12 protein-coding genes are annotated in these 12,293 nt (G+C 40.9%); 5 read left to right on the forward strand and 7 right to left on the reverse strand.

What is annotated here, in order from left to right; translation table 11 throughout:
* Window positions 1–166 precede the first annotated feature (166 nt).
* From NH454_RS19405 to NH454_RS19425, 5 genes are all read left to right on the forward strand, one after another.
* A complete protein-coding gene (locus NH454_RS19405) occupies window positions 167–1,051 on the forward strand; it encodes a hypothetical protein (RefSeq protein ID WP_253039996.1) in 885 nt (294 codons plus the stop codon).
* A 112-nt stretch (window positions 1,052–1,163) separates the two neighbouring features.
* Window positions 1,164–1,559, forward strand: coding sequence for a hypothetical protein (locus NH454_RS19410; RefSeq protein WP_253039998.1), 396 nt, complete (start codon window positions 1,164–1,166; stop codon window positions 1,557–1,559).
* A 110-nt stretch (window positions 1,560–1,669) separates the two neighbouring features.
* Entirely contained in the window at window positions 1,670–2,170 is a 501-nt protein-coding gene (locus tag NH454_RS19415; protein WP_253040000.1) for a hypothetical protein, read from the forward strand.
* Between the two features lie 119 nt (window positions 2,171–2,289).
* Window positions 2,290–3,150, forward strand: coding sequence for a DUF2971 domain-containing protein (locus tag NH454_RS19420; protein WP_253040002.1), 861 nt, complete (start codon window positions 2,290–2,292; stop codon window positions 3,148–3,150).
* Between the two features lie 114 nt (window positions 3,151–3,264).
* Window positions 3,265–3,798 carry a DinB family protein gene (locus NH454_RS19425; protein ID WP_253040004.1) on the forward strand — a complete coding sequence of 178 codons (534 nt, stop codon included), beginning with the start codon at window positions 3,265–3,267 and terminating at the stop codon, window positions 3,796–3,798.
* 220 nt (window positions 3,799–4,018) lie between these two features.
* On the opposite strand, the gene ppiC is transcribed toward NH454_RS19425, so the two are convergent.
* The 7 genes from ppiC to NH454_RS19460 form a co-directional block, all read right to left on the reverse strand.
* Window positions 4,019–4,297 (reverse strand): peptidylprolyl isomerase PpiC, encoded by a 279-nt coding sequence (gene ppiC / locus NH454_RS19430; RefSeq protein ID WP_054552145.1) that lies wholly within the window; start codon window positions 4,295–4,297, stop codon window positions 4,019–4,021.
* 63 nt (window positions 4,298–4,360) lie between these two features.
* Window positions 4,361–4,993: a lysoplasmalogenase gene (locus NH454_RS19435; RefSeq protein ID WP_253040005.1), complete on the reverse strand. Its 633-nt coding sequence runs from the start codon at window positions 4,991–4,993 to the stop codon at window positions 4,361–4,363.
* Between the two features lie 58 nt (window positions 4,994–5,051).
* Window positions 5,052–5,450 carry a DCC1-like thiol-disulfide oxidoreductase family protein gene (locus NH454_RS19440; RefSeq protein ID WP_253040006.1) on the reverse strand — a complete coding sequence of 133 codons (399 nt, stop codon included), beginning with the start codon at window positions 5,448–5,450 and terminating at the stop codon, window positions 5,052–5,054.
* 2 nt (window positions 5,451–5,452) lie between these two features.
* Window positions 5,453–6,475: a zinc-binding dehydrogenase gene (locus tag NH454_RS19445; protein ID WP_135926535.1), complete on the reverse strand. Its 1,023-nt coding sequence runs from the start codon at window positions 6,473–6,475 to the stop codon at window positions 5,453–5,455.
* Between the two features lie 13 nt (window positions 6,476–6,488).
* Window positions 6,489–7,895, reverse strand: a complete 1,407-nt coding sequence (locus NH454_RS19450; protein WP_253040007.1) for a TolC family protein — start codon at window positions 7,893–7,895, stop codon at window positions 6,489–6,491.
* Complete coding sequence (locus tag NH454_RS19455; protein WP_135926533.1) at window positions 7,888–11,034, reverse strand: multidrug efflux RND transporter permease subunit; 3,147 nt, start codon at window positions 11,032–11,034, stop codon at window positions 7,888–7,890. Before NH454_RS19455 ends, NH454_RS19450 begins: the two co-directional genes overlap by 8 nt.
* A gap of 6 nt (window positions 11,035–11,040) precedes the next feature.
* Complete coding sequence (locus NH454_RS19460; RefSeq protein ID WP_135926532.1) at window positions 11,041–12,207, reverse strand: efflux RND transporter periplasmic adaptor subunit; 1,167 nt, start codon at window positions 12,205–12,207, stop codon at window positions 11,041–11,043.
* Window positions 12,208–12,293: the final 86 nt, after the last annotated feature.

A 12,293-nucleotide genomic window follows, 5' to 3' on the forward strand; every position in this document is an offset into this window, starting at 1 on the left:
CCTCTAAAAAGCAAATTCCCATAGCATAAATAGCACCAACTCTGACACACCGAGCAGGTAGCGCCTCAGTCCAACAAGCGATTATGCAACACAAACTGCGTGTCGCATAAATACTAAAATGTTATGTGCTTTCAGTAGTTGGCAAGAATCGAGTAAAGGAATACAAGTGAACTTTTTAGAATTAGATGTAAAACTTCAAGCAGCCATCGTTTCAGCTATTACTTCTCTTTTTATATTTGGACTAGGTTGGTTGTTTAAAGTCTTCCATGAAAATTATTCATTAAATTACAAACTTCAAAAAGAATATAAATTCGAACAAAAGAAATTACTAAAAGAAGAGATTGTGAAAACAAAAGTACCTTTGTTAAATGCCGCAGAGGAGTTTAACTACAGGATGTTTAATTTTAATAAAAATATTTCTAAGGGTTACCATAACATTAGTGAGAAAGAGTGGTTCCAGACAAACCAATACTACCTCAACAGCTTCATATATAGGTTTCTTGTTTTAATTCACTTCTGCATAAAAACAGAAGAAGACTTATTATCTATGGACTCAACGGTTGCAGATGAAGAAGATATTACTTTTTTACTTTATGTAAAAACATTTAAAAATATTTTTTGTGAATCCAACTTATTAACTGAATTGGGGTATAAGCAAGATGATGATTCGAACCACTTTTACCGTAATGAACTTAAAGGATTTAGCGGATGGGTAGTAAGTAACAACAAAGTTATTGAATTTGATGATTTTGTTCCTAAGTTAAAACACAGTTACGATCCGCTTAGACGAGTCATCGAGTATTTTTCTAAAATTGACAATGATGATAAAGATAAAACCTTAAATATACTTCGGTGTACACACCTTCTATCTATATGCTTTTTAAACGAATTTGGACATTCCTATCAACAGACTGATAAAGGTAAAATAAAAAAATTGAATCAAAGCTATAAAGATAAAATCAAAATAAAGGCGAGCTTTCTTAACTTTTTAGATGATAGCAAGTTAAAGAAGAAAGTTTTATCAAACTTTAAAGCAGGCTTAGCCAATTAGCACATAACAAGCGCATTAAGCACGGGACTGCTAAAGTTTGGCTCGGTTCCGCTCCGCTTCACATTTTAGCCAAACATTAATCAGCCCCTTATGCGGGCGTTAGGTGTTACGTATGGATACGTCAGTAAGTTTTAAGTCCAATATGTTCAAACCCTTTTTACCAGATGACTCTCAGGTTAACCCTGAGGTTTATGGGGCAGAACTGGCTTTTTGGATTAGTAAAAAATTAGCTCAAAAAGGTATCGTTACTTCTTACCCTGAGAATGAAGATTGGGGCTGGTATGTGGAACACTTTTTGGGTGACAACGAATATAGATTATGTTGTGGCAACGTAGAAGGTTCGCAGACAGAGTGGCAATGCTTTCTTGAGCCATATGCCAAAGGTTTTTTCGGTAGAAATAAGGCACCTCTCGAATTAGCTAAGCCTTTAATAGATGCAGTTCGACAAATTCTAGAAGAAACCGATGACATCACTGATATTAAGTGGTCTAGCGTAGGTAACACCTAACAAGCCAATGCAGGCAGGGACTTTTAACCGTTGGCTCGGTTCCGCTTCGCTTCACATTTTAGCCAACATTTAAAAGCCCCTGATTGGGGCGTTAGGTTACCCAGGAAGTCATGCGCAGATTCTTAAATGTGAGCAAACAACGACAAAAGGAATTGGAAGCCCAATTTCCAAACCTTATTGACTTAGTTCAAGTTAATGAAACTACAGAATATACGTATCTAGCTGTTTCCATTTTTGATCATTGGCTTACACGCGAAGAGTCAATGGATTTGTTAGCTGATCTTGATAGAAACGAAATTGAGCGCAGAACTTCAATATTTGATGAGTTTAACCAGTTATTATTGGAAAAAACTGAGGTTTTGACATTTCGCTTTCGTGGGATGAATGGCGATAAACCCAAGTTTAAATCTTTTGTATCAAAACAAGCGCAAAGTTCCTACATAAGGCAAACAGATATGGGAATGTATAAAACTCTTCTGCCAGAGCTTAACGCTGTTTACTTTGAAGGTTATGACGACACTAATATTTTCTATCTACAAGATTTAACTGTTAAGTCATTCATTGAGTCTTGTGCAAGTAAAGTAGGTTTACATTGTTTGGAGCATTGGTAACCTAACAAGCGCATTAAGTGAAGGGACTGCTAACAGCTTGCTCGGTTCCGCTCCGCTACACAGTTTAGCAAGCTATTATCAGCCCCTTATGCGGGCGTTAAGTGCTATGGAGAGTATCGTTGTCAAAACTGATTTATCATTATTCTGATGCAAATGCTTTAAAGTCCATAATCGAAAACAAAGAAATATGGCTCACAGGTCACTCATTTTTAAATGATGAAATGGAATTTCATGAAGGTTTTGATCTTCTAAACAAGAATATTGGCAAAGTAGTCGAACAGAACAACTTTACAGAAAGATCTAAACAAATACTCAGTGAAATTACGGATCATGTTTCAAGTAGCTTAGTGTTTTCTTGCTCATTCTCTTCCGAACCTGATTTACTGTCACAGTGGAGAAGCTATTGCCCGCAAGATGGAGGCTTTTCTATTGGCTTTGATAAAGAGTTATTGCAAAAAAGTATCTGCGGTCATAATCCGACAGGCAATATAAGACGTTTTGATGATTGTATTTATGACGAATCTGAAAAGCTAAGGCAAGCTGAAGTAATAGCTGATGGTTGTTGTAAGGGCATAGACCTACACTTTGAAAAAATGGGTAGGGATGTTTTCTATAATACGTTCCTGGAGTTTCTTTTCTATAGTTTCCGTTGTAAAAATAGTCACTTTATTGAAGAAAAAGAAGTTAGAGTTTTCACTTATGCTCACAATAAATTTGAAAGGATAAGTATCAATGACGGTTCTGGCTTCCCTGCAATAGAATTCTTTTCAAAAGAAAATGTTCAGTTTAGAACAAACAAAAACATATTTATTCCATACTTGAAGCAAAGCTTTCCGATTGAAGCTATAAAAGAAATCTATGTGGGTCCATGTAAAAACCGAGATGTTGTCGTTCAAGGTCTTCAATTGTTTCTTCAAAATTTAGGGCTAATAAATCAAGTTAATATAATTCTTTCAAATATTCCATATAGGCGCTTTTAGCACTTAACAAACGGTTTAAAGTGGACAAAATTCAGTTGGCTGGTTTCGCTCCGCTTACAATTATAGCCAACTAAATTTTGCCCATTAACCGGGCGTTATACCTAAAGGAAAGTCATGTCATTAAAATCAAATTTTGAGCTGATGGCAGATTACAATCAGTGGATGAATAAAAGCATCTATCTAGCCGCATCCAAATTGAACGCCGATGATCTATCTAAAGATCGAGGAGCATTTTTTGGATCAATCATCGGCACGCTTAATCACATTCTCGTTGGAGACATAATCTGGCTCAAGCGATTTGCTGATCACCCATCAAAATTGAAAACTCTTGATTACGTTCGGGATCTTAATACCCCAAAAGCCTTGGGCGCCATTTTGTACCCTGAATTTAAAAATCTTGAGAGTGCGCGAATCAAAATGGATGAGGTTATCCGAGATTTTGCACATGAACTTACAGACGAAGCATTGGAATCGAATCTGTCGTATAGCAATACCAAAGGTGAGCCGTTTAACAAAAAATTTGGTCACCTTATTCAGCATTTTTTCAATCATCAAACTCACCACCGTGGGCAAGCTTCCACTCTTCTTAGCCAAGCAGGTGTTGAGGTTGGTGTTACTGATTTACTGGTCAAAATTCCAAATGCGTAAAAGGTATAACAAGCACATCAAACACGTTCCGGCCGCAAAAAGCGCGGCCTCCACTGGACAGCCTACGCTTCGCTTCGGCTGCCGTTTATGCGGGCGTTACTGATTAAATACTCTAACGTGTTTTTGTCCAAAAATGATTTAAAACCACAGGCTTCAACTCACTATTGGTAAATATTTAAGACTAACAACATGTCTTACACTATTTAGGCAGGTTTTGGCTTTACGTTCTGTATAGCACTTTGATTACATGCCAACCAAAGCGCGTTTTCACTAAATGTGGCTCTAAGATTTCGCCGCTGAAAGCTACTTTGTCAAACTGTGGCACCATTTGACCGCGTCTAAATTCACCCAAATCGCCGCCTTTTTTACCCGACGGACAGGTTGAATATTTTTTAGCTAGCGTCTGAAATTTAGCACCCTTTTTAAGTTGCTTGATAATGTCTTCAGCTTGTTCTTTGTGCTTAACAAGAATGTGCAGTGCGTGCGCTGTATTTGCCATGGGAAATCTCGAAAATTAAAACGCGCGCATTTTATCACGGCAATCAACACTGAGCCACTGCGGCTATTTATGTTTACTCGTTGCCTGCAAAAAACCTTTAATCAAACAAAATTGCGCTAAATAATAACTACACATGATTGCGATATCTGCATGTATTATTTCAAAATAAAAGCGGTTTAGGCCAAGTACAGAGTCTGATACAACAAACACTGCGCCACCTAGCACTAATAAACCGTTCGATTTATCTGTCATCCAAGTTAGGCTTGCCATTATAGTGAGCACCAACATATAGAAAAGCACGGGAATGAGCATGTCATTTAAGTTTGGATAGAATAAGCAAAAAACAATGATGGCCAAAAATAGATAAAGGAGTACAACGTCTAGTCGCCAATTTTTAATTGGCAACATGGTAATAATATAAAAAGCGTGACTTACAAAGAATGCTGCTAAACCGCTAATAAACAACTGCCCACTATCGATGGCAAGTAGCACATCACCTAGTGCGGAAAAAATAAGTGCAAACAATAAAGTAATAAAAGTGCGATTTTGTAACTGACTGCGTGCTTTTAATACCATCACAATCAATATACCGATTGGTAAGGTTTTAAAAAGCGCTAGTAAAGGCTGAGGCCATGCTGGTTGTAAGATCAGTAAAGCAATGTAAACCGTGCTTAAAATTAGAAAGAGAATGTTCATATTGTTATTATTGTTATTTGTTCCCAATAACGAGAATAGCAAGCTTTACTTTAAATGTTTATAAAAAATGCTGCTTTTGTTTTTTGGTCAGTAACTTACATTGTGTTTGTTGACCAAAAAACCGATAACGATTACGGCCAAGCCAATCATACATACGATCGCGAAAGCCTTTTGGCAGTAGCTTGAAAACGTTAGCCAAAGAGAATGGAAAACCTAATTGTGTTGCGATAAATAACACAGCGTCACTTTGTTTGTATAGCTGGTTTTTATCAATGACTAACATTGAGGAAAGTGGATCTTTAACTTTGTGAGCCTTTAATAAACGCTCACCTTTATCGCTTTGCATGGGGCATAACTTAAAGGTTATTTGCTTATCAAAGCGAACAATAAAACGAACACAAAAATGGCACAGATTGCACTGACCATCAAACAGTATGACTGGGCAGTGAGTTTGCAAAATTAACCGCTTACTTGCACAACTTGTTTACCGGTAAAGCCACCAGCAAGTTGTTTATTTAATGCCGCTGAAACAGCCTCGGCGGTAAAGTCTACGGCATGGATTTGCGGCAATTTGATCTCGCCACGAGCTGCATTATCGAGTAATAAGTTACCCATAAAACTCAGCTTTTGTTGCGCACATAAGCTATTTGCAAGCCACGCTCCACCTAACGATACAATGCCAATATTTGGTGCGCGTCTAAACATAAGTTCTTGTTCAAACTTAGGTAACTCATTTAAACAGGCAATACGGCCACAAAAGCGCATTAGCTCAACGTTACGAATGGTAGTATCGCCACCAATACAATCAAGCACCGCATCAAAGCCTTGAGGACCTAATTCACGGCGAATTTTATCTTCAAGTTTTGGGTCTTTGTAATCAAACACCACATCAGCACCTAATTGCTTAAGTAACTTATGATTGTGTTTGCTGGCAGTGGTAAATACGGTTGCGCCACGTTGCTTAGCAAATTGAATAGCAAATTGGCCAACGCCACCTGCCCCTGCGTCGATAAACAGTGAATCCCCTTCGCTCAGCTGCAACTTATCAAGGGCAATTAATGCCGTCATACCTGAACAAGGTAAGGTTGCAGCGTCTGCAGGTGATACGTTATCTGGCACAACCGATACCGCATAATTAGGCACCGTGGTGTATTCAGATAACACACCTTGATCACCAAGGCTAGCATGCCATACAACGCGTGCACCTACACCAGGGAATACACCTTTATTTGCCTGAACAACCACCCCAACAGCATCATGACCTAATACATGCGGGTAATGCCACTTACAAAAACCTTGTTTTGCAAAGTTGGCATCAACATGATTTAAGCCCACATATTCAACTTTTATCAAAAGCTCATTGCCTTCAGGGCTCGGTACTGGCAAAGAAAGCTCAGCTAACGCAATTGCGTCGTTGGGCTCAACCACTGCTAGCGCGCGCATTGTTGACGGAAGATCTGTAGTTTGTTGAATATGCGACATTTAATACTCTGGGTTAAAGGTTGTTTAGTTCAAAGCTCCAACGACCATTAAACGCTTGATAAGCACTTACTTTGGCCTGCAATGAAGCAATTGTTGAATCAACAGCGTTCTCTTGCGCTATTAAAACATCCTGTCTCGCATCTAACAACTCTAAGTAAGGAATTTGTCCTTCTTGATACATTGCTTGAGCTTGACCAAATGCTTTATTCGCATAATTAAAACGCTGATCAGCATAATTTAACTGTTGCTGCTGTTTGACTAGTCTTTGCAAACTAAGTTCACTATCGCTAATCGCTTTTAATACTTTACTTTGATAGTCACTGTAAGCGGCTTCACTTAAAAACTGCTGTGCATCACGCTGAGCTAATAATGCAGGATAGCTGAGCAATGACCATTCAACTTTTGGCGTTACTTGCCATTGTTGCACGGTATCTTCTAAACCATTGCTGGTTAAACTCACCACACCTGCAAACCCTGCCAGACTAATATCTGGCAAAAGTGCTTTTGAGGCTGCAACACTCAATGAATGGGCCTGACTAAACTGATATAAAGCACTGGTGATATCTGGTCTGAGAGCCATTGCTTCGCTGGCTTTACTAAACGACACGTTAAACTCGTGGCTTAATAATTCAGGCTCTTCAATCAATGTTATGTCGCTTGCAAGTCGGCCGGTTAGCACCGCTAGGGTTGCTAAGTCGCGATATTGCAAGTAACTAAGCTCAGGAATAAGCGCTTGTTGCTGCTTTAACTGCGCGAGGGTGCGGTTAAGATCAAGCTCATTTGCAACCCCCTCTTCTACTCGCGCTTTGAGCACATCAATACTTTGCTCGAGTGCTTCGATTTGCATCTCAATGATAGCTTGCTTTTGCACATTACCTTGATAGCTGACATAGCCTTGCACCACAGCAGAAACCACTTCAACCTGTAATGCTCTTAACTGCTCTGCTTGGTTTAGTGCACCTGCATTAGCAGCATCGACTAACGCGGTAATGCGACCAAATAAATCAAGTTGCCAATTAACATTAACCCCCGCGTTTGATTGGCGGGTAATTGCGCCATCTAAGCTACTGCGCTCTGCGCCTATGCTTAGGCTGCCCTGCGGATAATAATCCGTACGGGCTGCACCTAAACGGGCAATGGCTGCATCAAGTTGAAGTTGGCTAGTTTTTAGGTCGTGATTCATTGCTAATGCATCAGTCACTAAATTGTTTAACTGCGGCGAATCCAAACGGCGCCACCAGTTATTTTCGCTCGCACCTTCGTTTTGTGCACCTATTTGTGTATCGCTAACAAATTGTGTCAGGCTCACTTGCTGCTCTTGCATATCGACGCTTTGTGCGCAGCCTGCCAGTGCACCGGCTAACAGCATCGCACTGACTAGTTTGCCTTGTTTAAAGAGTGCATGAAGAGGCTTATGCATCGTGTTGCTCCTTCTGCGATTTTTTAGTAACTAACATATAAAACACCGGAGTAAACAATAAGCCGAACACAGTTACACCAATCATGCCTGAGAACACTGCGTTCCCCATGGCATGACGCATCTCAGCACCAGCACCTGTTGCTAAAACAAGTGGTACAACACCTGCCGTAAAGGCAATTGATGTCATTAAAATTGGGCGAAGTCGTAAGCGACACGCTTTGATGATAGCTTCAAGGTGAGACATCCCCCCTTTATGCTGATCTCTTGCAAACTCAACCATCAAGATGGCGTTTTTACTTGCTAGTGCAACCAGTACGATGAGTGCGATTTGCGTGAAGATGTTGTTGTCATCACCGACAAACCACACACCTAACAAGGCCGAGAAAATCGTCATAGGCACAATCAAAATAATAGCCAGTGGTAATCTTAAGCTCTCGTATTGCGCCGCAAGTACCATGAACACAAGCAATACAACGAGTGGGAAAACATACACCATGGTATTACCCGCTAATATTTGCTGATAAGTTACTTCCGTCCACTCAAACTCAATACCATTTGGTAATGTCTCAGCAAGGATTGCTTCAATCGCATGTTGTGCTTGGTCAGAGCTATAACCTGGTGCTGGGCTACCATTTAATTCAGCTGTAGGATAACCGTTATAGTGCATCACTCGATCTGGCCCTGTTGTTGGTGTGACCGTTAACACAGAGCCTAATGGCACCATCTCACCCATGCGGTTACGAACTTTAAGATTCAAAATTTGCTCAGGATCTTGGCGGTAATCAGCATCAGCTTGTGCATTAACCTGATAGGTACGACCAAACAAGTTAAAGTCATTCACGTACATAGAACCTAAGTACACTTGTAAGGCATTGAATACTTCATCAAGTGGAATACCTTGGATAAGCGCTTGCTCACGGTCAATGTCGATATCCATTTGTGGCACTTGAATTCTAAAGCTTGAGTAGAGGCCCATTAATGCTGGGTCTTGCTGTGCTTTAGCAATGGTTGCTTGTAAGCTATTAAAGAGTGCTTCAAAGCCTTTATTAGCACGGTCTTCAATTTGTAGTTTAAAGCCACCTGTTGTACCTAAACCTTGAATTGGCGGTGGCGGGAATACCGCAACAAACGCTTCATCAATACTGGCAAACTTTTGATTTAACTGAGCCGCAATTGCCATTGCCGACATACTCGGATCTTGACGCTCTTCAAAAGGGGCAAGCGGAGTAAATACAATGCCGCTATTAGGACTATTTGTGAAACCATTCACCGATAGACCAGGAAACGATACTGTGTTTGCAACACCCGGTACTTGTAATGCAATTTTTTCCATTTCTTGCACGACTTCTTGGGTTCTGTCTAAGCTTGCCGCATCAGGCAACTGTGCAACTGCCACTAAATATTGCTTATCTTGCTGTGGAATAAAACCACCCGGTACAGCATCAAACAATTTAACTGTGCCACCGACAAGTGCAACATAAGCAACTAATACAATGACACTCATACGAATTAGTTTTTGTACCAGCTTTTCGTAGCCATTAGCGCCTTTATCAAACAAGCGGTTAAAAGGTTTAAACAGCCAATTACCGAATACACGGTTTAATAACTTAGTTAAACGGTCTGGTTTTGCATCATGACCTTTTAATAGTAACGCCGATAACGCAGGCGATAGTGTTAGCGAGTTAAACGCTGAGATAACCGTTGAAATAGTAATGGTTAATGCAAATTGCTTATAAAATTGACCAGATAAACCCGTAATAAAAGCCGTAGGAATAAATACCGCACACAGTACAAGTGCAATGGCGATAATCGGCCCTGTTACTTCGGTCATCGCAACTCGGGTTGCTTCAAGTGGTGATAAACCTTGCTCGATATTACGCTCAACGTTTTCAACCACAACGATGGCATCATCAACAACAATACCAATGGCAAGTACCAAGCCGAATAACGATAAGGTATTAATCGATACACCTAACCATTGCATAACCGCAAACGTACCAATCAAAGACACCGGTACTGCAATCAGTGGGATTACCGATGCACGCCATGTCTGTAGGAACACCACGACAACGATTACCACAAGCGCGATTGCTTCTAGTAGCGTTTTGATAACAGCATCGATTGAGCCGCGTACGAAAATAGTTGGGTCATAAACAATGTCGTATTCAACACCTGCTGGAAAGTCTTTTGATAATACTTTCATGGTTTCACGCACTTGATCAGAAAGCTCAATAGCATTTGAACCCGGGCGTTGGAACACTGGCATAGCCAAGGCTGGTTGACCATCTAACATTGCTCTTAGTGCATAGGTGTCTTGGCCTAATTCAAGGCGTGCTACATCACTTAGGCGTGTAAGCTGACCTTGCTCACCTACTTTGATGATCACATTTTCAAATTCTTCTTGTGAGCTTAAGCGCCCTTTTACGTTCATCAGAATTTGAAACTGATTACTTTTCGAGGTAGGTTGCGCACCTAAGCTACCCGCTGCAACTTGTTGGTTTTGCGCGCGTAATGCGTTTACTACATCCATTGCCGTTAAATCACGTGCAGAGAGTGCATCTGGGTTTAGCCAAACGCGCATCGAGTACTGACCACCACCAAACATACGAACATCACCCACACCAGGAAGACGTGCAATTTGGTCTTTGATATACAAATCAGCATAGTTCGCTAAGTAAGTTGTATCATGCGTTTTTTCTGGTGAGTATAAATGCACCACCATGGTTAAATCTGGTGATGATTTTTCGGCTACAACACCTAAACGCTGAACTTCTTGCGGTAAGCGTGGTAGCGCACTGTTTACACGGTTTTGCACTTGGACTTGTGCACGGTCTAAATCAGTGCCTAACGCAAACGTTACCGTTAACGTCATGCGACCATCACTGGTTGCTTGCGAAAACATATACAACATGTTTTCAGTACCATTGATTTCTTGCTCAAGTGGCGTCGCCACTGTTTCAGCAATCACCGTTGGGTTTGCACCTGGGTAACTTGCTGTCACAACAACCGTTGGCGGCACTACCTCTGGGTACTCACTCACTGGCAATTGAAATAACGAGATTGCCCCTGCAATGAGAAAGATAAGCGACAGCATCGCTGCAAAGATGGGTCGCTGAATAAAAAAGTGTGAAAATTTCATTTTGCCCTACTTCTTCGCGACTAGATCAGATTGATTATTTGAAAGAGTGAATGCAATTCCGTCGCTATTTATAGTGACTGTGTTTGGTGAAATAGGCATACCAGGACCAACACGCGCTGGGCCATTTACGGCTATCACATCGTTTTCGTTTAAGCCCGATGTAATCGCTCGTAGGCTGCCGTAACGCTCACCAACTGTCACTAATTTATATTCAAGAACATTGCCTTCACCGACAGTGAGTACAAAACGGTTCTTCAAATCTGTCCCAATTGCACGCTCTGGCACGATTACTTTTTCGCTTACTTTATTGGCTGCAAGCTTAATACGAGCAAATGAACCTGCACGCAGTTGTTGCTCATCGTTTTCGAAAACGGCACGAACACGAAGAGTACCGGTAGTTTCATTAATTTGGTTATCAATGAAGTTGATTTTGCCATTAAAGTTAAAGCTGGTTTCACCCACTTTTTGCATCACAACCGCTTGTTCGCTTTGCGCAGTCACATCAGCGAATGACTGATTCCACGTGCGCTCATCAATATCAAAATAAGCATACATTTGCTGGTTTGAAACAATGCTTGTTAACACACTTTGACCAGCAAGCACGTTGTTACCTTTGGTGATATTCGCACGCGATACAATGCCATCGATTGGCGAACGCACTTGGGTAAATGCTAAATCAAGCTCAGCGGCAGTAAGCTCAGCTTGTAGAGCTAGCAATTGCGCTTCGCGTTGTCTTAGCGTTGATTTACGAGACTCTGCTTGCTCAGTAGAAATCGCTTTACGTTCAGTTAAGCGCTCTGCTCGTTTTGCTTCACTTTTTGCTTGCTCAAGTGCCGCCTTTGCGCTCTCGATTTGCGCTTTTAAGCTATCAACCACGGCAGCAAAAGGACGAGCATCAAGGGTGAAAAGCAAATCGCCTTCTTTAACGCTGTCACCTTCTTTAAAGTTAATTTTATCAATCACACCCGAAACACGTGGCATTAGCGCAACTTCTTGTGGCGCTTCTAAACGCGTTGTATAGGTGTGCCAATTTTGTACTGGCTTTACAAGTACTTGTGCTACATCGATAGGTTGTAAATGCTGTTGCTGCGCTGCTTGGTTGGCTTCTGTGCCACACCCTGCAAGCGTTAAGCTCGCAATGGTCACTGCCACTGCAAGAATAGATTTGTTCATCACGACTCTCCTGTTAATAGATTGGAGACAATGTTACGGAACTAATTAGAGGATAAAAACGATAGATTTTTAAATTCATTAATGCC

This window comes from Pseudoalteromonas sp. Ps84H-4, assembly GCF_024124645.1.
Classification (GTDB): Bacteria; Pseudomonadota; Gammaproteobacteria; order Enterobacterales; family Alteromonadaceae; genus Pseudoalteromonas; species Pseudoalteromonas lipolytica_C.

Coding starts and splice junctions, on each gene's coding strand:
- NH454_RS19410 (WP_253039998.1), top strand. CDS start 1,164: ATGGATACGTCAGTAAGTTTTAAGTCCAATATGTTCAAACCCTTTTTA.
- NH454_RS19415 (WP_253040000.1), top strand. CDS start 1,670: ATGCGCAGATTCTTAAATGTGAGCAAACAACGACAAAAGGAATTGGAA.
- NH454_RS19425 (WP_253040004.1), top strand. CDS start 3,265: ATGTCATTAAAATCAAATTTTGAGCTGATGGCAGATTACAATCAGTGG.
- ppiC (WP_054552145.1), bottom strand. CDS start 4,297: ATGGCAAATACAGCGCACGCACTGCACATTCTTGTTAAGCACAAAGAA.
- NH454_RS19435 (WP_253040005.1), bottom strand. CDS start 4,993: ATGAACATTCTCTTTCTAATTTTAAGCACGGTTTACATTGCTTTACTG.
- NH454_RS19445 (WP_135926535.1), bottom strand. CDS start 6,475: ATGTCGCATATTCAACAAACTACAGATCTTCCGTCAACAATGCGCGCG.
- NH454_RS19450 (WP_253040007.1), bottom strand. CDS start 7,895: ATGCATAAGCCTCTTCATGCACTCTTTAAACAAGGCAAACTAGTCAGT.
- NH454_RS19455 (WP_135926533.1), bottom strand. CDS start 11,034: ATGAAATTTTCACACTTTTTTATTCAGCGACCCATCTTTGCAGCGATG.
- NH454_RS19460 (WP_135926532.1), bottom strand. CDS start 12,207: ATGAACAAATCTATTCTTGCAGTGGCAGTGACCATTGCGAGCTTAACG.